The sequence below is a fragment of the Terrabacter sp. AAH1 genome (genome assembly GCF_054456855.1).
The window spans coordinates 236,735-256,994 of the sequence record NZ_JBTJJV010000003.1 but is presented as its reverse complement, the minus strand read 5'-3'; the positions used below and the strand labels follow the sequence as shown (position 1 = coordinate 256,994).

The window sequence follows — 20,260 nt, the reverse complement described above, 5'->3', positions numbered from 1 at the left end:
CGATATCGGCAGATGTTGCCGAGACAAAACACCCTGAAGCCGGGCTTTGGGGCGTGGACGCACGAAACCTCTGAAAACGAGTGGACGGTCGGAGGGGGCGTGGCACACCATGGACGCGGCTCCGTCCTCGGAGCCGTCGGTCGAGACGTCGCCGGACGTCAGGAGTCAGCGGGAGCGCCCGCGGAGAGGTGGGTGGCCGGCATGGCCCGCTCAGCGGTCACGGTCCCGCGCCACCTCCCCCACCCCGGCTGACCGGGCCATCCGGTCCTGCCCGACCGACAGGAACACCGTGAAACCACTGACAGACAACGAGATTCGCGCTGCCCTCGTGAACTGCTCGCGCCGCGAGGCGAAGCAGGCCAGCGTCCCCAACGATCTCGACGCGCTCCCCTGGGAGCAGCTCGACTACCTGGGCTGGGTCGACCGCAGCAACCCCCAGAGGGCGTATGCCGTCGTGCCCGTCGACGACGATGCCGTGGCGTTCGTGCTGCGCGCGTCAGGGCGGACGCGCACGGCGAGCGCGATGTGCGCCTGGTGCGAGGACGTCTTCGCCACCGCTGACGTGCGGCTGTGGGTTGCGAAGCGGGCCGGTGCGGCCGGGCGCGAGGGCAACAGCCTCGGGACGCTCGTGCACGCCGACTTCAGCTGCTCGCAGCACGTGCGCCGGCTGCCGAACGCGATGGAGGGTGGCCTCGACCCGACATCCCTCGTGGAGCGTCGGATCGACGAGCTGCGTTCGCGCTCAACAGCTTTCGCCCGACGGGTGCGCGACGGCTCATAGGCCTTCAGGGCATCGGCTCGACGGGCTCGCCCGACAGCACGCCGTCCATGATCCGGCGCCAGATCGGCGCCGCGTAGCAGGCGCCGGTCATGGACGTGCACGACTTCCCCGCCATCGACACGTCGAACATGCGCCGGGTCGGGTTCACCGGATTGCCCACCCACACCGCGGTGGCGAGCTGGGGGGTGTAGCCGACGAACCACGACTGGGCGTTGCCGTCGGACGTGCCGGTCTTGCCGGCGGATGGCCGTCCAGGCAGCTGGTTGAGGGTGCCCGACCCGTGCGTCATGTTGTACTCCAGGTACTGCGTCGCCTGGTCGACGGCGCGCGGGTCGGCCACCCGCCGACAGTCCGGGGGTGGAGCCCAGAGGGTGCGCCCGCCCTGGACGACGCTCGTCACCGGGTGCACGTCGCACAGGGTGCCGTGGTCGGCGAGCCCTGCGTAGGCCTCGGCCATGGTCTGCGGCGACACTGCCTGCGCGCCGAGCACCACCTGCGGCGGGTAGGTGCCGAGGGGCTGCCCATCGCCGCCGTGGATGCCGAACGCCGTCATCGTCGAGTGGATCGCGCAGACCCCGATGCGGCTCGCGAGGGCGACGAAGGCGGTGTTGGTCGACTGCGCCGTCGCCTGCCGCAGCGACATCGAGCCACCCTTCCACGGCTCGTCGTTGTAGACCGACCACGTGCCGCCGACGCCGCACGGCGGGGGAAACTGCTTGGCACTGAAGGTCGCCGGGCGGTGATTGTCGGCCGCCGGCGCGTCGACGGAGGCGTGCGTGCCGAGTCCCTGCTTCATCGCGGTGACGAGCGCGAAGGCCTTGGCCGTCGACCCGGACTGGAAGCCGCCCGAGCCGCCGTAGCGTCGGTCCACGGCGTAGTCCACCTCTGTCGCGCCGGGACCCGAGCCGTATGCCGTGTCCTGGCCGAGGCCCAGCACCGCGCCGGTGCCGGGCTCGGTGACGAAGGCGGCTGCGGCGACCCCGAGGCTGTTGCGCTCGGGTGCGACCTGGCGCAGCGACGCGTCGTGGAGGTCACGCGAGAGCGGGCGTGCCACGGCAGCGGCATACTGCCTCGGTGTCAGCTCGTCGAGCGCCCTCATCCGCGCCAGCACGACGTTGCGGCGGGCCTGCGCCGCCTGGAGGTGGTGGGCGGGGTCGGTGGTGCTCGGGCTCTGCACGAGTCCGGCCAGGGTGGCCGCCTCGGTGAGGGTCAGCGCGCTCGCGTGCACGTCGAAGTAGTGGCGCGCGGCCGCCTCGACGCCGTACGCGCCGTCGCCGTAGTAGGCGAGGTCGAGGTCAGCCCTGGAGGATCTCGTCCTTGCTCCACGATCGCTCTAGGGCGACGGCGTAACGCAGGTCTTCGAGCTTGCGAGGGATCGTCTTTGCGATGGCCGCGCGAGCCGCCGCGGTCTGGCCATCGCGCAGCGCCTGCGCCTGGAGCGACAGCTTGACGAACTGCTGGGTCAGTGTCGACGCGCCTTCCGACGCCTGTCCGGTGCGCAGGTCCTCGAGGACGGCTCGCGCGAGGCCCTGTGGGTCGATGGCGCCGTGGTCGTAGAAGCGGCTGTCCTCGATCGCGACCTGCGCGGTGCGCATGACGGGCGCCACCTCGGAGAGGGGCACGACGACGCGGTCCTCGTCCTGGGGAGTCGCGATGACCGACCCGTCGGCTGCGAGGATGCGTGAGCCCTGCGCCGGCTGCACCATCGTGAAGGTGCTCGGCAGGGCCAGGAAAGCGTCGCTGCCGGCATTCGTCAGCCCGCCGAGGGCCGCGACCGCGGGCGTCCAGAGGCCTGCGGCCAGCAGCCCGACCGCCACGGCGGCGGCGACGAAGGCGCTCAGGGTGCGCCCTGCCCGCCCGAGGTCACCTCGCCGTCTGGTCACGCACGACGATAGGCGCCCGGTGCCGACGGTGCGCTGCACGCCGGCTGGGAGTCGGCTGCGACCGGGCGGCCGACGGGCGCGCCCGTTTGGACGACGGCACCCGACTGTTGCTACGGTTGCGACGCCTCGCAGGCGTAGTTCAGTAGCAGAACAGCCCTCTTCCAGAGGGAAGACGTACGTGCAATTCGTGCCGCCTGCTCCAACGCGAAGGGCCCGGTCCGGCGACCGGGCCCTTCTGCTGTCCCGGCGCTGCGCCAGCCGGACGAGCATCCGGACGAGCAGCCGGACGAGCGTGGCGCAACCGTGACCTGACCCCCTTGCCATTCGTTACCGGTCAGTAGCATCATGGAAGTGACCGGCCAGTAACTTGGCGCGCCCGCCGACGCGGACGCACGACGAGCGACAGAACGTGGAGGGTCCCGATGGGCCACTACAAGAGCAATGTGCGCGACCTCGAGTTCAACCTCTTCGAGGTGTTCAACCGTCAGGACGTGCTCGGGCAGGGCATCTACGCCGACGTCGACGTCGACGCGGCGAAGGACATCCTCCGTGAGGTCTCGCGCCTGGCCGAGAACGAGCTGGCCGACAGCCTGCTCGACAGCGACCGCAACCCGCCGGTCTACGACCCCGCCACCCAGACCGTGACGATGCCCGACTCGTTCAAGAAGTCGTTCAAGGCGTACGTCGACGGCGACTGGGGCAACCTCGACGTCCCGGCCGAGCTCGGCGGCATGGTCGTGCCCGCCTCGCTGCGCTGGTCCGTCGCCGAGATGGTGTGCGGCGCCAACCCGGCCATCCACATGTTCACGGCGAGCTACTCCTTCGCCAACCTGCTGTGGCACCTCGGCACCGACGACCAGAAGAAGCTCGCCAAGCACGTCGTCGACAAGGCCTGGCACACCACGATGGTGCTCACCGAGCCCGACGCCGGCTCCGACGTCGGCGCCGGCCGCACCAAGGCCGTGCAGCAGCCCGACGGCACGTGGCACATCACCGGCGTCAAGCGCTTCATCACCTCGGCCGAGTCCGACATGGTCGACAACGTCGTCCACTTCGTGCTCGCCCGGCCCGAGGGCGCCGGTCCCGGCACCAAGGGCCTCAGCCTCTTCATCGTGCCGAAGTACCACGTCGACCTCGAGACGGGTGAGCTCGGCGAGCGCAACGGCGCCCACGTCACCAACGTCGAGCACAAGATGGGCCTCAAGGTCAGCACGACGTGCGAGGTCACCTTCGGCGAGCACGAGCCGGCCGTCGGCACCCTCCTCGGCGACGTCCACGACGGCATCGCGCAGATGTTCAAGGTCATCGAGAACGCGCGGATGTTCGTGGGCACCAAGGCGATCGCCACGCTCTCCACCGGCTACCTCAACGCGCTCGAGTACGCCAAGGAGCGCGTCCAGGGCGCCGACCTCACGCAGATGACCGACAAGTCGGCCCCGCGCGTCACCATCACCCACCACCCCGACGTGCGCCGCTCGCTCATGCTGCAGAAGGCGTACGCCGAGGGCCTGCGCGCGCTGGTCGTCTACACCGCGAGCCAGCAGGACACCGTCAACCAGGCCCAGGCGGGCAACCCGGCCGCGCCGCTCGAGAAGGGCTCCGACGCCGAGCTCGCCAACAAGATCAGCGACCTCATGCTGCCGATCGTCAAGGGCCTCGGCTCCGAGCGAGCCTGGGTGCTGCTCGGCACCGAGTCGCTCCAGACCTACGGCGGCTCGGGCTTCCTGCAGGACTACCCGATCGAGCAGTACGTCCGCGACGCCAAGATCGACACCCTCTACGAGGGCACCACGGCCATCCAGGGCCTCGACTTCTTCTTCCGCAAGATCGTCCGCGACAAGGGCCAGGCCCTGCAGCACATCGCCGGTCAGATCCAGGAGTTCGCCAAGGACCTCGGCGGCTCGCTCGACACCGAGCGCGAGCTGCTCGGCAAGGCCCTCGAGGACATCCAGGGCATCGTCGGCACGATGATCACGACGCTCATGCAGAGCGACCCGCGCATGGGCGGCGAGGTGGCCAACCTCTACAAGGTCGGCCAGAACACCACGCGCCTGCTGCTCTCGGCCGGTGACCTCGTCGTCGGCTGGCTGCTGCTGCGCCAGGCCGAGGTCGCGCAGGCAGCCCTCGACGGCGGCGCCTCCGGCAAGGACGCCGACTTCTACCGCGGCAAGGTGGCGGCGGCCTCGTTCTACGCCAAGAACGTGCTGCCCAAGATCGCGGCCGAGCGCGCCATGGCCGAGGCGACCGACAACGACCTCATGGACGTCCCCGAGTCCGCCTTCTGACCCGATCGAGAGAACGCTCCGTCACCCCGGTGACCGGTCGGGAGAACAGTTCGTCCCACGTGTGGGTGGGACGAACTGTTCTTTCGATTCAGGGGGCGGGTGTCAGAGCCTGCGCTGGTAGGCGGGGCACAGCTCGACGATGCGGAAGCCGAGGTCCTCGTTGATCGAGACCATCCACGCATTCGTGTCGTCGTTCCCGGTCACCACCCGCTGACGCTCCGGGTGGTCGTCCTGAAGGCGCCGCAGGTTCTCGACCTTGACCGCCATGCCGAGCCGCCGACCACGGTGGGCCTTGTGCACCAAGGTCCCCCACTGCCACGCGACCGACGGCGCACCTGACGGCAGCATGAGGTCGGTGTAGGCCACGACGTCGCCCGTGGCCTCGTGGACCGCGACCGTCGTCAGGCGCACCCTGCCCTGCAGACGGAACAGCGCGAGGTACTCCTCGTACCGTTCGGGCGTGAGGGTCTCCTCCTCGAAGTCGATGTCACCGGTGGGGGCGTCGACGGCGAGCTGGTTCATGACGGCGCACAGCGACGGCTGGAGCTCGGGGGGCACACCGCCGACGTGGGTCTCGAGGCGGTACTCCCCCTCCCACCGGGCCCGTGCGTGCTCGGCCTGCCTGCCGAGCACGTCCTCCGCGACGGGCAGCTGCAGGTGCCGGATGATCTCGGTGTTGCTCAGGTGGAAGCCGTGCCTCTCGGCGAACCGGCGGTACGGGTGGTCCTCCGACTCGGGCGGCACCATGAGGTCGGTCACCAGTGTCGGCCGTCCCTCCTCGCCGGCCCGATGGACGATGCGCTCGACGAGTGCCGAGCCCGCGGCGCGCCGACGGTGGGTCGGGTGGACCTGCACGTCGTGCCAGACCATCGAGGTGTTGTCGCTCATCGGCAGCCAGATCGTGGCGACCCCGACCAGCTCGTCCCCGTCCCAGGCTCCCCACATCTCCATGGGCTCAGCCTCGTCGACGTGCCGCCACTCGACGAGTGTCTCTGCGAGAGAGGGCGGCTCGTGCCAGGGGCGTTCGTGGTCCTTGCTCGCGACGATGACCTCGTACGCCCTGGCGCACACCTCGTCGTCGTGCACGTCGATGAGCCTCGTCTCCATGCACCGACCGTAGGGGCGCACGTCCGAGCCGTGCCATCGAGTTTCCGGGCACCCCGAGGACGTATGCCGTGTCGCCGCGACGGAGCGTTCTCTCGATCGGGCGTGCTCGTGACGGAGCGTTCTCTCGATCGGGTCAGGGGCGGCGCGGGCGGGTGGCGCGGAGCAGGAGGAGTCCGAGGGCGAGCACCCCGAAGCCGACCGCCGGCACCACGTCGCCGACGAGGAAGAAGACGGGGCGGTTGCCCAGCACGTCGACGCCGACGATCGAGACGATGAGGATGCCGAAGAAGAGCACCCCGGCGGAGACGGCTGCGACGGGGTCGACCCATCGGCGCCGCTCCGCGGAGACCGCCTCGGCCTGCCGCGCGCCCCGGTCGAAGCGCACGAAGCCCGCGACGAGGCCGGTCGTGGCGACCGCCAGAACGGCGAAGAGGACCGGACGCGTGAGCCACCAGGACCACGACCCGATCGCGGGCTGCTCGAGCCCCAGACCGCGCAGCCCGAGCAGCACCGTCATGAGCGCCGTGAGGTGCCAGAGGAACGCTGTCATCGCGAACGGCGCGACGGCGACGACGACGCGCCACACCCGCGGCCTGGCGAGCACGCGCGCCATGACCGGGCGCAGCACGACGGCGAGGCCGCAGATGCCGATGCCCTGAGCCAGTAGCGCGGCCGTCGGCGGAGCCATGTTGGACACCGCCTCGCCGGGGAGCCCCACCATCGACACCGGGTAGGGACCGAAGGAGACCGCGAGGGCCATCGCGCCGTAGCCGACCACCGCCATCAGCCAGCCACGAGAACTGGTGAGCAGCCCGTCACGCCAGGCGAACCCGAGCTGGTGCAGCGCCAGCCACACGAGGGCGAAGTTCAGGTTGCCGACCAGTCCCGGGCCGCCCCCGAACCGCACCACGTCGACGACCACGGCGAGCACGACGAGCACCCCGACCACCCGCAGCCCGAACCGCTCGTGCAGGTGGCGCATGAGCGGCGCGAACGCGCAGGCGCCGAGGTAGATGCCGACGAACCACAGCAGCTGGGGCACCATGACGAGGGCGTCGCGGGCGAGACGGCCGGCGTCGCCCTCTCGCGCGGTCAGCCCGCTGAGGTGCGCCACGACGCCGAGCGCCACCCAGGCCAGCAGGAAGGCGAGGGTGGGCCGCAGGAGGCGGCGGGCCCTCGCCCGGAAGAAGACGGCATACCGGCCGGGTCCGTTCGGGTGGCGGCGTTCCAGAGAGGCCAGCGTGTGGGCGTGGGCGACCCCGCCGACGAGGAAGAAGAGCGGCATCACCTGGAGCAGCCAGGTGAGCGGCTGCAGGGCCGGCACGACCGCGAGGGCGTTGGTGATGTGGCCGTCGGGCGTGATGGCGACCATGAGCCAGTGGCCGAGCACGACGACGAGCAGCGAGCCGACGCGCAGGGTGTCGACCCAGCGGTCGCGGTCGGCGGGGGTCGCGGCGTCGATCGAGGACGCAGTGCGGCGTGCCGCTCGGGGACGGGTCTGGCTCACGTCTCATCGAAGCACGGACGGCGGCCCGAGCAGGTGAGTTCTCCTGCTCAGGCCGCCGTCGGGAAGGCTGGGTGGTGAGGGGTCAGATCGTCCCGTCGCGACGCTCGGTGCGCCGCTCGACGACCTCGTCACCGTCGACGCGGCGCTCGACCACGTCGGGCGCGCCTCGACGCTCCGTGACGACGGTGTGCTGGGTGCGGGCGCGCTGGGCGTTCATGACGAGCGCGAGGATGACCGCGAGCGCACCGGCGACCATGAGGATGATCCCGATGGTGTTGCCCGTGCCGCTGCTCATGTTGAGCACGCTCGAGTCGACGGTCGTGAAGTAGAAGATCGCACCGATCACGAGCAGCACGATCCCGAGTCCGATACCCATGAGGTCTCCTTGGTCTGGGGCACGCCACAGCGCGTGCCTGGCCAGCACATACCCGGCGAGGGCGGTCGTCAGGCGGTGCGACGCCGCCCGAACGCCAGCGTGACCGCCGAGACCACGAGCATCACGACCCCGACGCCGACGGCGATCGCGATCTCGTAGTAGAGGTTGCGGGCCGCCAGCCCGTAGGCGGCGTCGGCGACGGTGCGGGCGACGGCGGGGTCGACGCGTCGCAGCAGCGGCTCGCGCGCGACCATGACGACGAGCGCCAGCGCGAGCGACGTCACGATCCACCCGAGCGCCACGAGCGTCGTCGCCGTACGCCACCGGCGGGCGAGGAAGATCGCGAGCAGCCCCAGCGCGGCGACGACGACCGGGGCCCACGGACCCCACGCGTCGGCGACCCGGTACGCCTGCTGCGCCTTCTGCAGGTCGCTCGCCCTGGCGAGCGGGATCGTCACCACCGGGGCGAACGAGCTCGCCCCCTTGACGCCGGCCTGCTCCAGGGTCGACGTGAGGGCCGGGACGGGGATGGTGAGGCGGACCGCGACCCGACCCTGAGAGTCCAGCTCGGTGTCGCCGCGGCCCGTCATCACCGCGATGAACTGGGTGTGCACCGCGCGGATGCCGGTGGCCCACGCGGACGCGACCTGTGGGCTGGCGACGATCGTCGCGGCCTCGGTGCGGATCGGCGCCTCGAGCGTCTTCTCGACCGCGGGGGCGAGCTGCACGGCGCCGAGCACGCCGTCGACGATGCCGTCGGTGAGGGCCTCCTGGACCTGCGGCTTGCTCACGACGGGACGCAGCTCGTCGACGAAGACGTCGGTGCGCGTGAGCATGACTGACGCCCAGAAGCCCACCAGCGCGACGGGCAGGAGCACCACGGCGAGCAGGCCGCAGAGGCCGGAGAGGAAGGAGGGTCCGGTGCTGCCGGATCGCTGTCGTGCCACGCCTGCCACCTGTCCGATCGTCGGCGTCCGGGAGGCTCCCGGACGCGCTGCAGACCTCGCTAGACCCCCCGGAGGTCGAGAGCCAGTGTCGCAGGGGCGTCCGGGTCGATGACGACGGGGATGCCCCAGTCCTGCTGGAAGAGGTGGCAGGCGGCGTGCTCGGGCACCTCGCCGGTGACCGGGTCGCCGTCGCACGACGCGGCCTGCACCGAGATGTGCAGGGTGCCGGTGCCGACGTCGCCGCGCAGCACGAGACGGCGGGTCAGGCCCTCCGCCCGGCCCGCGCCCTCGACGAGCAGCGCACCCGGCGTGGCCGAGACGTCGAGCCGGGTCGGGTCGCCCCAGCGGTGGTCGAGCTTCTGGCCCGCGGGCGGCACGAAGGTGACCTCGAGGGCCACCTCGCCCGCCGGGAGCGGTGTCGAGGGGCGCTGGGTGCGGTGGGCCGGTCCGTCGACCCGCTGGGCGTCGCGAGGGAGGGCGACGCGGGTCAGTCGGTGCGCCGCCGACTCGACGACGACGAGGCGCGTCTCGCCCATCCCGGGGTCGACCTCGACGACGGCGTCGCTCGGCTCGGCCAGATCCTGCGCCAGCGTCGACACCTGGCGGGTGGCGGGGTCGAACCGGCGGATCGCGCCGTTGTACGTGTCGCTGACGGCGACCGACCCGTCCGGCAGCTCGGTGACCCCGAGCGGGTGCTGGAGCAGGGCCTCGGCAGCGTCGCCGTCGCGGTGACCGAAGTCGAAAAGGCCGGTGCCGACATGGGTCTCGACCACCAGGGCCCCGTCGGAGCCGACGCGCACCGACCGCAGGGCGGACGTCTCGGAGTCGGCGATCCAGACGCGGTCTCCCGACGCCGAAGTGGTCAGGCCCGAGGGCTGGGCGAACCACGCCTCGGGCGCAGGCCCGTCGACGAGCCCCTCGTTGGACGTGCCTGCGACGACCTCCACGGTGCCGTCCTCGAGGCTCTCACCGGGGGTCCAGGCCCACAGCTGGTGGGTGCCGGCCATGGCGATGACCACGCGGTCGCCCAGCCAGGCGAGGTCCCACGGCGTCGACAGCGGCTGCTGGAGCGCCGGGCCGCCGCCGGTGCGCTCCCTCAGCTGGCTGCCGGTGCCGGCAACCACGTGAATCGACCCGTCGGAGAACCGAATTCCCTTGAGCTGGTGGTTCACCGAATCGGCGACCAGCAGGTCGATGCCCAGACGTTCGGCCACCCCGGGCTGCACGGGCAGGACCCCTTGGGGCTCGTTGAGCTCTCCGGCTCCGCCCCAGCGTGCGCGCTCGGTCTCGAGGTCCTCCTCGAGGTGGACGACCTGGTGGTTCGCGGTGTCGGAGACGAGGAAGGAACCGTCCGGCAGCGCCACGGCCTTGCCGGGGAAGCGCAGCGCGGTCGCCGGCGCAGGCGGCGGCACGTAGGGGTCGCCGCCAGGCTGGAGAGTGCCTTTTGCCCGGTGCTCCTCGATGAGCTCGGCCACGAGGGAGGCGAGTCCGGGCCCGTGCCCCTCCCCCGACATCGAGGCGACGACGTAGCCCTCGGGGTCGACGACGACGAGCGTGGGCCACGCCCGAGCGGCATACGCGCGCCACGTGACGAGCTCGGGGTCGTCGAGCACGGGGTGGTGCACGGCATACCGCTCGACGGCGGCGGCGAGCGCGTCGGCGTCGGCCTCGTGCTCGAACTTCGGCGAGTGCACGCCGATGATCGTCAGGGCGTCCGGGAACTGCTGCTCGACCGGCCGCAGCTCGTCGAGCACGTGGAGGCAGTTGACGCAGCAGAAGGTCCAGAAGTCGAGCACGACCACACGACCGCGCAGCTCGGCCAGCGACAGCGAGCGGCCGCCGGTGTTGAGCCACCCGCGGCCGACGAGATCGGCAGCCCGCACCCGGACGCGCGAGCGCAGGGTGGCGGTGCCGGCGCTCACGACAGCCTCCGGTCGGTCAGCACGGGGAAGTCGCGCCGCCACTCGAGCGTGGCCGCGGTGTCGATGTCGATGCTCAGCACCTCTTCGTCAAGGCCGGCCGAGGCGAGAACCTTCCCGGTGGCGTCGACGACCTGTGATCGGCCACCCATCTCGTGCCGGGCGTGGGTGCCGGCGGTGTTGCACTGCAGCACGACGCACTGGTCCTCGACGGCTCGGGCCTGACCCAGCAGCGTCCAGTGCCCGACCCGCCCGGCCGGCCACGCCGCGGGGACGACGAAGACCTCGGCGCCCCGGTCGAGCAGCCGTCGGTAGAGCTCGGGGAAGCGCAGGTCGTAGCAGGTGGACAGCCCGACCGGCACCGGGTCGCCGCCCGCCACCGGGACGTCGATGACCACGAGCTCCTCGCCCGCGTCCATGAGGCTCGGCTCCCCCTCGCCGAAGCCGAAGCGGTGCACCTTGCGGTACGTCGCGACGAGGTCACCCGACGGCGAGAAGACGAGGCTCGTGTTCCACACGCCGTGGTCGCCGTCGGCGACCGGGGCACCGCGCTCGACGATCGAGCCGCCGTGGAGCGTGACGCCCGCGTCGCGTGCTGCAGCCGAGAGAGCCTGCGCCACGGGGCCGTCCACCGGCTCGGCTCGCTCGTCCCAGTGCCTGTAGTCGAAACCGCCGGCCGGCCAGAGCTCTGGCAGGACCACGAGGTCGTGCCCGGCCTGGGCGCGCACGAGGTCGGCGACCCGGGCGGTGCGGTCCGCGACGGACTCGTCGTCGCCGTAGGCGAGCTGGATGAGCGCAACCTTCATGCCCCCATGCTCACACGACCCACCCGGCGTCGGAGGGGCGCGTTCGGCAAGCGGGCGGCGGACGGCATACGCCCTCTGCCCGCCCGGGTCTTGACCCTCACACCGTGTCAGGCCGTAGACCATGGTCGTCATGTTCACCATCGGAGACTTCGCCCGGCTCGCGGGGGTCACCGTGCGCATGTTGCGCCACTACGACTCCCTCGACCTGCTCGTGCCGGCCCACGTGGACCCGGTCACGGGCTACCGCTGGTATGCCGCCGCGCAGCTGCCTCGTCTCAACCGCCTCGTCGCGCTCAAGGGCCTCGGTTTCACCCTCGAGCAGGTGGGGAGCGTCCTCGACGCGCAGGTGACGGCCGAGGAGCTGCGCGGCATGCTGACCCTGCGGCGGGCCCAGATCGAGGAGCAGATCGCGGCCGACCGCGACCGGCTCACCGAGATCGAGGCGAGGCTCCGGACGATCGAGAAGGAGGGCGACATGCCCGAGCTGGAGTACGTCGAGAAGGCGCTGCCGGAGATGCGGCTGGTACAGGTGACCGGCCGGGTCGCCGACACGAGCGAGATGGGGCGGCAGATCGGGCCCGCCTTCGACCGCCTCGTCGGGGGACTCACCGCGTCGGGAGTGACGCTGCAGTCCCCGTCGGTCGCGTGGTACGACGGCGACGCCGAGGGCACGACGTGGGGCGTCGGCTTCCCGACGGCGCTCGAGTCGGTCGACGTCGAGGGCGCCGCGGTCAGCGCGCTCCCGGCCTGCCAGCGCGCCCTGACCGTCATCCACCGCGGCTCGATGGCGACGATCGGCGACACCTGGCAGGCGCTGGCCACGACGGTCGACGCCCAGGGGCTCACGGCATACGGCCCGTGCCGCGAGGTCTACCTCGAGACGCCGATGGGCGACCAGGACGCGTGGGTCACCGAGCTGCAGCAGCCGGTGCGCTGACCTCGCCGCCGACCGTGGCGCGGCCCCGGGCGGCGGAGTGCGCGCTGCGCCGGGCGGCGAGCTGCTCGCTCAGCTCGGGGTCGCTCTGGACGAGGTAGACGAGTCCGCAATCCTGCGGTCCGGTGGCTCCAGGGACGCACAGCGTGCACGGCTCGCCGAGCCGGATCGGGCACATCGGGGTGGGTGACCTGCGGGACATCGATACCTCCTGCCCCGAATACTACCTCACGTAGTAGATGGCTCAGCGCGGGGCGCCGTCGTCGCGCCGGGCCAGGGCCGCGAGGCGCTCGTTGTAGGCGGCGAGCTCGGCGTCGCCGTCGCGGTCGGCCCGGCGGTCGGACCGCTTCGACTCCGCGCGGTCGCTGCGCGACCACTGGAGCGCGACGATCAGGGCCAGCACGAGGGCCGGCAGCTCGCCGATGGCCCACGCGACCCCGCCGCCGTAGCGCTGGTCGGCGAGGCGGGCCGCATCGGTCGTGCCGACCCACGGGATCTGGATCGTCTGGAAGAAGTCGCCGCCGAGCAGGGCCGTGCCGCTGATCATCGCGACGCCGAAGAACGCGTGGAAGGCGATCGTCGCGAAGAGCACCACGAGGCGCAGGGCCGGGCTCCACTTCTTCGGGCCCGGGTCGACCCCGATGAGCACCCAGGCGAAGAGGTAGCCGGTCAGCACGAAGTGGGCCGTCATGAGCAGGTGGCCGGTGTGCGTCTGCAGCGCGAGCTGGAAGAGGCCGGTCCAGTAGAAGACGACGAGGCTCGAGAAGAAGAGGGTGGCTGCCACGGCCGGGTTGCCGAGCACCGCGAGGAAGCGCGAGTGGACCAGGCCCAGCAGCAGCTCGCGCGGGCCGAGCGTGCCGTCACGCCGCGGACGCAGGGTGCGCAACGCGAGCGTGACCGGCGCCCCGAGGACGAGCAGGATCGGGATGACCATGGCCTCGGTCATGTGCAGCATCATGTGCCACGAGAAGGCGACACGACCGTAGATGCCGAGCACGCCGTTGGTCGCGTAGAGGAAGAGCAGCCACCCGGCCACCCAGGCGACGGTGCGCAGGACCGGCCACGCGTCGCCACGTCGGCGCAGCCGCACGACCCCGACGACGTAGGTGCCGATCGCCAGCAGCCCGGTCGCGAGGAAGAGCCACTCGACCCGCCAGGCGGTCAGCCAGGACAGTGCGGTGGGCGCGGGCGGCGCGGGGAAGCCGGTGAGCGCGAGCGCCGGAGAGGGGTCCGAGACCGTCTCGGGAACGGGCGGCGCCGTGCGCGAGAGGGCGGCAGCGACCCCGAAGGCGAGACCCATGACGAGCGTCTCGACGACGGCGAGCCGGGCGAACAGCCGGCCGCGGCCTCCCCGGTCGCCGGCCGAGGTCGCGTCGTCGATGCGGTCGAGGGTGATGCGGCGGTGCCACACGCCGGCCACCCCGAGGGCGACGAAGGCGAGCACCTTGACGAGCACGAGCACGCCGTATGCCGTCGCGAGGTCGGACCATCCCGCGAGCCGCGTCGTGGCCGACATGACCCCCGAGACGCCGAGCGTGACGAAGCACCACAGCGCCACGGAGGAGTAGCGCCGTGCCACGGCCCCGAGCGCATCACCCAGCTGACGACGGAGGAGGACGAGCGAGAGCAGGCCACCGACCCAGACCCCCGCCCCGAGCAGGTGCGCGGCGATGGCGTTGACGGCCGTCTCGTGGTCGGACGACCCGCCGGCGTGGCCCGCGAGCCCCAGCACGAGCAGGCCGAACGCCGCCACCACCGTGAGCGCGACGGCGACGGACCGGGCTCGCGCCACGGAGGCCACCGAGGCGACGGCGAAGGCCGCCACCGCGCTGAGCACACCGACCCGGAGCGTCTCGATGCCCCAGACGTTGCCCGTGAGGCTGGAGCCGAAGGTCGGGTCGCCGAGCGGGAGCCCGGCGGCGTCGGCATAGGTGAGCACGACACCGACGGCGCCCGCGATCGCCCAGACGAAGGCCGCCGACGTGGCGATCCTGAAGGCCGCCGCCCGACGCGGCTCGTCCAGCGAGGCGCTCTCCTCGCGCGTGCGCCCCGGGACCATCGTGGCCGCGAGCAGCAGCGACCCGATCGTCAGCGACGCCGCGACGTCGTGCATGACACGCACGAGCGGCAGCGCCCAGCGCACGACCGGGCCCGCGTCGGTGATGCCGCCAGGCGGGGGCTCCACCGCTCCCGAGTAGCGCGCGGCCACGAGCGTCGCGAACAGGCCGACGACGACGGCCCCTGTGACGGCGGCCGCGGGGCCCCAGGAGGAGGCAGGCTGGGCAGCCGCGCGAGGGTCGGCGAGACCGGCTCGCTGCTGGGTTGGCATGCGTCAAGGGTAAGTAGTCTGACCACATGCCCATGCACCCCTCCGCTCCTGATGACCGCACCGGTCTGATCGACGCGTTCGACCAGTCCGTCCAGTCGATCATCGACCTGGGGTTCTCGTGCCGCGACGCGGACTTCGAGCTCCAGACGGAGTGTCCGGGCTGGACGGTCAAGGACCAGATCGCGCACGTCGTCGGCTCCGAGAAGTCGTTCGCCGGGCTGCCGCGGGTCGAGGTCCCGGTGCCCGACTACCCCCACGTGAAGAGCGACTTCGCCCGCTTCGTCGAGATCGACGTCGAGGCCCGTCGCGGGCTCACCGGTCGTGAGGTCGTCACCGAGCTGGCCGAGTTCCACCCGCGACGCATGGCCGAGCTGCGCGAGTCCGAGGCCGACGTCGACACGGTCGTCGGCGGTTTCTTCGGGCCCGACACGACCTTCGGGCAGCACCTGCGCCGCCGCATCATCGATGCCTGGGTGCACGAGCAGGACCTCCGGTCAGCCCTCGACCGACCCGGCAACCTCGACTCGCCGGGCGCGGCGCTCTTCACCGCCGACATCCTCGCCGCCCTCCCCCGCATCGCCGCGCGCACCGCCGGGGTCGGCGCCGGACACGCCGTCGTCATCGACGTGACAGGCCCGGTCGTCGCCCGGGACGGCGTGCGGGTCGTGACCGGCGAGGACGGGCGGCCTTACGGCGAAACGCTTTTCAGCGGTCACGACCGACCCCACGGCGAGGAGCAGCTCGACGTGACGTCGATCCACCTCACCACCGAGGCGCTCACCCGACGGGCCGCGGGCCGTCGCCCGGTCGACGAGATCCGCTTCACGGTGACGGGCGACGAGGACACCGCACGACGGGTGCTCGAGGCCCTCGTCGTCGTCACGCACTGACGTCTTCTCGCCGCGTTCTCACGGTCCCGGGAACGCCGGCCCTTATACACCTCGAGGCACCCCTACGGTAAGTACGCCCACCTTGTGTATGTGTGGGCAACGGCCTAGCGTCTTAGGTAGTCGGTCAAGCCAGTGCCGCATCGGGGATTTCCGATCATCGGAGAAACAATGACCGACCCGTCCGCGGGTCCGCGCAGGGATGCGCGAACCAGACAGCTCATCCACACCCTTCGCACGGCGGAGTCAGAAACCGAACGTGCCAACGCCCTCGAGGCCGTGACGCTGCTGCACATGCCGCTCGCACGCTCCCTCGCCCACCGCTACTCCGGCAAGGGCCTCGACCGCGATGACCTCGAGCAGGTCGCGTTCCTCGCCCTCCTCAAGGCCATCCAGCGCTTCGACCTCGACAAGCCCACCGAGTTCGGCGCCTACGCGACGCCGACCATCACCGGCGAGCTGCGCCGCCACTTCCGCGACCACGGCTGGCTCGTCCGCCCGCCGCGCGAGCTGCAGGAACGTCGCCAGCTCGTCACCGAGACCAGGGGCCGGCTCGAGCAGCGCCTCGGCCACGACCCCGACGCCGGCGAGCTCGCGCACGAGCTCGACATCAGCCTCGAGTCCGTCAAGGAGGCCCAGGTCGCCGCGACGAACCTGCGCCCCGCCTCGCTCGACTCGACGACGAGCGACGGCGCCCGGCCGGTGCTCGACCTGCTCGACGCACGAGGCGACCCCAGCGGCGATCCTGCACTCGACGAAGGCATCGTCGTGCGCAGCGCCCTCGAGCGGCTGCCCGCTCGCGACCAGCAGCTCGTCGAGCTGCGCTACGGCAGCGACATGACCCAGGCCGAGATCGCCGAGTCCATGGGGCTCAGCGCGATGCAGGTCAGCCGCCTGTTGCGGCGCACCCTCGACGAGCTGCGACGCCAGCTCACCGCGGAGGGCATGGCCTCCGCCTGATCCCAGGGGCGACCCCCAGCGGTCCCGACGTGCACCCCCCAGCGCGTCGGGACCGCACCCTTTGGGGTAGTCCCTTCCGGCGGCCCGGCGTTCGGGGCACGCCATCCGGAGCGGGTCGACCGACCCACTCACCCCCGGCGGTGGTGGTTCAGCCGCGGCCGTTGGCGGTGAACTGCGACTCCTGGCCCTCGATGACCTGCGAAGCCACCTGCGCCAGCTTCATGTTGAGCTCCTGCGAGGTGTTGCGCAGCAGCTCGAAGGCCTCCTGGCCGCTGATGTGGTGCGCCGCCATGAGCAGGCCGACGGCCTTGCCGATCTCGCGGTTGCTGCTGAGCCCCTGGCGCAGCGTCGCCGCCTCCTCGCGGGCGCGGATGGCCATCAGGGCGACCGACGCGAACGAGGCGATGACGGCACCCGTGTCGGCCGACCTCTCGGTGAGACCCCCGGGCACGTCGGCGAAGAGGTTGAGCGCGCCGATCTTGTCGCCGTCGAGGAGCAGGCGGTAGCCGATGGCGGAGCGCACCGGCGTCTCGGCCACGATGCGCTCGCAGAACCGCGGCCACGGCGACGTGCCGTCGGTGAGGTCGGCATCGTGCTGGTACGCCTCGGCGACGATCGCGTCGACGCACGGGCCCTCGCCGACCTCGAGCTCGATCTGGTCGATGCGCCTCGCGACGTCGTCGGTGCTCGCGGCGGTGACGAAGCGGTCACGGGCGCGCACGAGCAGCGATGCCCGAGTGCAGCCCTCGACGAGCCGGGGGGCGGCGTCGACGAGCGCCTGGTGGATCGAGCCAGAGTCCGCGCCGGCGTAGATGAGCGCCGACATCTGCCGGAAGACGTCGTTGATCGTCGGGTCGACGGGGACATCGAGGCTCATGGCACTCCCTCCACGGACGTGCGCCTACCGCCCGCGGTCGGACGGCTCTACGCGTGAGTCATTCTCACACCTGCTGGAGGTGCGAGGACCACAGAAAACCACACGACGAGACGGGGCGGCACGCAACGGCCCCACAGTGGCCCCGGCGAGGCCTGACGCCAGGGCGGGGCCGGCAACGTTGGACAGGTCGATTGACACGGCGCGGACTCGGACAAATACTTGCATGCTGCAAGCAAGTATTCGGGCGAAGGAAGGTGGCCGGTGGCGGTCAGCAAGGACGAGGCGAACGACGTCTTCCTCGGGCTGCTCCGCGTCCAGAAGCTGCTCGTGGCGGCTCGCAACACCGCCCCGCGCCTCGAGGACGGCGTCGACGTGACGGCATACCCCGTGCTCTTCGTCGTCGCCGGGGCCGGCACGGCGCGCATCTCCGAGATCGCGACGACGCTCCACAACGACGTGTCCACGGTCAGCCGGCAGGTCAGCTCGCTCGTCGGCCTCGAGCTGCTCGAGAAGAGCGCCGACCCGAACGACGGCCGCGCATCCGTCGTGTCACTCACCGAGCGAGGACGCGCGGCCCTCGACCGCATCCAGGCCTCACGGGCCGAGTGGTTCCAGGGGCTGCTCTCCGACTGGGAGGGCCCCGAGACGGCCGCGTTCGTCGAACGACTGCGCGAGCTCGGCGACGCGCTCGACGCCAACCTCCGGGCCCGGGGTGCAGCGCCGCCCCCGATGCCCTTCCACACCAGCAGGCTCCTTCAGGACCAGACCCAGAAAGAGGACTGACATGTCCGACACCACGGCCGAGCCGAACGGCGCGCGAAGCGCAGCGCCGGGGGCACCGGCAGCCGACCACCCGCCGCTGTCGCACCGCGAGATCGTCACGATCCTCGTCGGGCTCATGATGGGGATGTTCCTCGCGGCGCTCGACCAGACCATCGTCGCGAGCGCGATGCGGGTCATCGCCGACGACCTCAAGGACCTCGCCGGTCAGGCGTGGGTCACGACGGCATACCTGATCACGAGCACCATCGCGACGCCGCTCTACGGCAAGCTCTCGGACATCTACGGGCGCAAGAAGTTCTTCCTCTTCGCCATCTCGATCTTCACGATCGGCTCGATGCTGTGCACCCTCGCGTGGTCGATCCCGTCGCTCGCGGCCTTCCGTGCCGTGCAGGGCATCGGCGCCGGCGGCCTCTTCTCGCTGTCGCTCGCGATCATCGGCGACATCGTGCCGCCGCGTGAGCGTGCCAAGTACCAGGGCTACTTCCTCGCCGTCTTCGGCACGTCGAGCGTGCTCGGCCCTGTCATCGGCGGTTTCTTCGCCGGCCAGGACACCCTTCTGGGCGTCACCGGCTGGCGCTGGGTCTTCCTGGTCAACGTGCCGATCGCCGTCGCGGCGCTCGTCGTCGTGACGCGCACGCTGCACCTGCGCCACCACCGCCTCGACCACCGCATCGACTACTGGGGCGCCGTGTCGCTCGCCGTGGCCCTCGTGCCGCTGCTCATCGTTGCCGAGCAGGGCCGCGAGTGGGGCTGGGGCTCGGGCACCTCGATCCTCTGCTACGTCATCGGCGCCGTCGGGCTCGTGGCGTTCTTCATCATCGAGCGCGCCATGGGTGAGGAGGCGCTGCTGCCGCTGCGCCTCTTCCGCAACCGCACCGTCGGCGCGGCCTCGGTGGCCTCGATCTTCATCGGCATGGGCATGTTCGGCGGCCTCGCCGCGCTGCCGCTCTACCTGCAGATCGTCCAGGGCGCGACGCCGACCGAGGCCGGCCTCATGCTGCTGCCGATGACCCTCGGCATCATGAGCGGCTCGATCATCTCGGGCCAGCTCATCTCGCGCACCGGCCGCTACCGCCACTTCCCGATCATCGGCGCGTTCCTGCTTGTTCTCTCGCTCTTCGGGTTTCACTACATCACCGTCGACACGGCGCTGTGGCTCGTCATGGTCGGCATGTACTTCTTCGGCCTGGGTCTCGGCTTCAACTTCCAGCCGCTGACGCTCGCCGTGCAGAACGCCGTCGACCGCCGCGACATGGGTGTGGCCACGTCGTCGGCGACCTTCACCCGCCAGATCGGTGGCACGCTCGGCACGGCCGTCTTCCTGTCGATCCTCTTCTCGCAGGCCGGCACGAGGATCGGCGAGGCGTTCCAGCGGGCCGCCTCGACGCCGGACTTCCGGGCAGCCCTGCGCAACCCGACCGGTGGCGACCCCGCGACGAACAAGTCGTTCATCGAGGGCCTGCAGGCTCAGGCCCAGGCGGGCGGCAGCGGGGCGGGCAGCTCGGCGCTGCAGGACAGCTCGTTCATCCAGCAGCTCGACCCGCGCCTCGCCCGGCCGTTCCTCGTGGGCTTCGCGGACTCGATGTCGGTCGTCTTCCTCGCGGCGGCTGCGGTGATGGTGCTCGCCGTCGTCGCGACGTTCTTCCTGCCGCACGTCGACCTCGGCCCCAAGCCGGGCCAGCCGGGCCGGCCGGGCGCGCAGCAGGGCGACTCCGAGGGTGCCCCGGTCGCTGCCGCCGGCCACTGAGGCCCGACAGCCAGGCGCGGGGTGGGCCCGATGCGGGCCCACCCCGCTCCAGCCGCAACACACCCGGAAACGGTCAACGCCCCACGGTTGCTTCCGTGGGGCGTTGACCGTTTCCGGGTGTGTTGCGGGGGC

The 20,260-nt window shown here is 71.5% G+C and carries 18 protein-coding genes, 1 tRNA gene and 1 pseudogene; 8 read left to right on the top strand and 12 right to left on the bottom strand.

The features are described 5' to 3' along the window. The first annotated feature begins 289 nt into the window (after positions 1 to 289). Entirely contained in the window at positions 290 to 781 is a 492-nt protein-coding gene (locus ACXR8F_RS07250) for an FBP domain-containing protein (RefSeq protein ID WP_458799368.1), read from the top strand. A gap of 4 nt (positions 782 to 785) precedes the next feature. Here the strand turns inward: ACXR8F_RS07250 and ACXR8F_RS07245 are convergent, their stop codons facing one another. The 3 genes and pseudogenes from ACXR8F_RS07245 to ACXR8F_RS07235 form a co-directional block, all read right to left on the bottom strand. Next, entirely contained in the window at positions 786 to 1,880 is a 1,095-nt protein-coding gene (locus tag ACXR8F_RS07245) for a penicillin-binding transpeptidase domain-containing protein (protein WP_458799568.1), read from the bottom strand. Between the two features lie 9 nt (positions 1,881 to 1,889). Further along, a pseudogene (locus ACXR8F_RS07240) lies at positions 1,890 to 2,063 on the bottom strand (transglycosylase domain-containing protein); the annotation flags it as partial. A 13-nt stretch (positions 2,064 to 2,076) separates the two neighbouring features. After that, positions 2,077 to 2,664 (bottom strand): transglycosylase domain-containing protein, encoded by a 588-nt coding sequence (locus ACXR8F_RS07235; RefSeq protein WP_458799367.1) that lies wholly within the window; start codon positions 2,662 to 2,664, stop codon positions 2,077 to 2,079. Between the two features lie 128 nt (positions 2,665 to 2,792). On the opposite strand from ACXR8F_RS07235, the gene ACXR8F_RS07230 reads away from it, so the two are divergent. Both ACXR8F_RS07230 and ACXR8F_RS07225 read left to right on the top strand, forming a co-directional pair. Continuing rightward, positions 2,793 to 2,866, top strand: a tRNA-Gly gene (locus tag ACXR8F_RS07230). A gap of 220 nt (positions 2,867 to 3,086) precedes the next feature. Continuing rightward, positions 3,087 to 4,949 carry an acyl-CoA dehydrogenase gene (locus ACXR8F_RS07225; protein ID WP_458799366.1) on the top strand — a complete coding sequence of 621 codons (1,863 nt, stop codon included), beginning with the start codon at positions 3,087 to 3,089 and terminating at the stop codon, positions 4,947 to 4,949. A gap of 102 nt (positions 4,950 to 5,051) precedes the next feature. On the opposite strand, the gene ACXR8F_RS07220 is transcribed toward ACXR8F_RS07225, so the two are convergent. The 6 genes from ACXR8F_RS07220 to ACXR8F_RS07195 form a co-directional block, all read right to left on the bottom strand. Beyond that, on the bottom strand, positions 5,052 to 6,056 hold the full coding sequence (locus ACXR8F_RS07220; protein ID WP_458799365.1) for a GNAT family N-acetyltransferase: 1,005 nt from the start codon (positions 6,054 to 6,056) through the stop codon (positions 5,052 to 5,054). 133 nt (positions 6,057 to 6,189) lie between these two features. Next, complete coding sequence (locus ACXR8F_RS07215) at positions 6,190 to 7,563, bottom strand: acyltransferase family protein (protein WP_458799364.1); 1,374 nt, start codon at positions 7,561 to 7,563, stop codon at positions 6,190 to 6,192. Between the two features lie 82 nt (positions 7,564 to 7,645). Then, positions 7,646 to 7,939: a DUF6458 family protein gene (locus ACXR8F_RS07210; RefSeq protein WP_045189533.1), complete on the bottom strand. Its 294-nt coding sequence runs from the start codon at positions 7,937 to 7,939 to the stop codon at positions 7,646 to 7,648. A gap of 68 nt (positions 7,940 to 8,007) precedes the next feature. Beyond that, positions 8,008 to 8,886 (bottom strand): hypothetical protein, encoded by an 879-nt coding sequence (locus ACXR8F_RS07205; protein ID WP_458799363.1) that lies wholly within the window; start codon positions 8,884 to 8,886, stop codon positions 8,008 to 8,010. Positions 8,887 to 8,945: 59 nt separating this feature from the next. After that, positions 8,946 to 10,808 (bottom strand): NHL domain-containing thioredoxin family protein, encoded by a 1,863-nt coding sequence (locus tag ACXR8F_RS07200; protein ID WP_458799362.1) that lies wholly within the window; start codon positions 10,806 to 10,808, stop codon positions 8,946 to 8,948. Beyond that, complete coding sequence (locus ACXR8F_RS07195; protein ID WP_458799361.1) at positions 10,805 to 11,611, bottom strand: carbon-nitrogen family hydrolase; 807 nt, start codon at positions 11,609 to 11,611, stop codon at positions 10,805 to 10,807. The genes ACXR8F_RS07200 and ACXR8F_RS07195 overlap by 4 nt, the downstream gene beginning before the upstream one ends. Positions 11,612 to 11,741: 130 nt before the next feature. Here ACXR8F_RS07195 and ACXR8F_RS07190 point away from each other — a divergent pair, with 130 nt between their 5' ends. Beyond that, on the top strand, positions 11,742 to 12,548 hold the full coding sequence (locus tag ACXR8F_RS07190; RefSeq protein WP_458799360.1) for a MerR family transcriptional regulator: 807 nt from the start codon (positions 11,742 to 11,744) through the stop codon (positions 12,546 to 12,548). On the opposite strand, the gene ACXR8F_RS07185 is transcribed toward ACXR8F_RS07190, so the two are convergent. Both ACXR8F_RS07185 and ACXR8F_RS07180 read right to left on the bottom strand, forming a co-directional pair. After that, complete coding sequence (locus ACXR8F_RS07185) at positions 12,520 to 12,747, bottom strand: DUF6767 domain-containing protein (protein ID WP_458799359.1); 228 nt, start codon at positions 12,745 to 12,747, stop codon at positions 12,520 to 12,522. The genes ACXR8F_RS07190 and ACXR8F_RS07185 overlap by 29 nt on opposite strands. 42 nt (positions 12,748 to 12,789) lie before the next feature. After that, entirely contained in the window at positions 12,790 to 14,874 is a 2,085-nt protein-coding gene (locus ACXR8F_RS07180) for a cytochrome c oxidase assembly protein (protein WP_458799358.1), read from the bottom strand. Positions 14,875 to 14,900: 26 nt separating this feature from the next. Between ACXR8F_RS07180 and ACXR8F_RS07175 the strand changes: the two genes are divergently transcribed. Together ACXR8F_RS07175 and ACXR8F_RS07170 are read left to right on the top strand one after the other, a co-directional pair. Next, on the top strand, positions 14,901 to 15,764 hold the full coding sequence (locus ACXR8F_RS07175) for a maleylpyruvate isomerase family mycothiol-dependent enzyme (RefSeq protein ID WP_458799357.1): 864 nt from the start codon (positions 14,901 to 14,903) through the stop codon (positions 15,762 to 15,764). Between the two features lie 168 nt (positions 15,765 to 15,932). After that, a complete protein-coding gene (locus ACXR8F_RS07170; RefSeq protein WP_458799356.1) occupies positions 15,933 to 16,721 on the top strand; it encodes a sigma-70 family RNA polymerase sigma factor in 789 nt (262 codons plus the stop codon). Between the two features lie 148 nt (positions 16,722 to 16,869). Here the strand turns inward: ACXR8F_RS07170 and ACXR8F_RS07165 are convergent, their stop codons facing one another. After that, the gene (locus ACXR8F_RS07165) at positions 16,870 to 17,598 is read right to left on the bottom strand and encodes an ANTAR domain-containing protein (RefSeq protein WP_458799355.1); all 729 of its coding nucleotides are present in this window, start codon (positions 17,596 to 17,598) and stop codon (positions 16,870 to 16,872) included. Between the two features lie 261 nt (positions 17,599 to 17,859). Here ACXR8F_RS07165 and ACXR8F_RS07160 point away from each other — a divergent pair, with 261 nt between their 5' ends. Both ACXR8F_RS07160 and ACXR8F_RS07155 read left to right on the top strand, forming a co-directional pair. Beyond that, the gene (locus ACXR8F_RS07160; RefSeq protein WP_458799354.1) at positions 17,860 to 18,381 is read left to right on the top strand and encodes a MarR family winged helix-turn-helix transcriptional regulator; all 522 of its coding nucleotides are present in this window, start codon (positions 17,860 to 17,862) and stop codon (positions 18,379 to 18,381) included. A 1-nt stretch (position 18,382) separates the two neighbouring features. Beyond that, a complete protein-coding gene (locus tag ACXR8F_RS07155) occupies positions 18,383 to 20,128 on the top strand; it encodes an MDR family MFS transporter (protein ID WP_458799353.1) in 1,746 nt (581 codons plus the stop codon). Positions 20,129 to 20,260 lie beyond the last annotated feature (132 nt).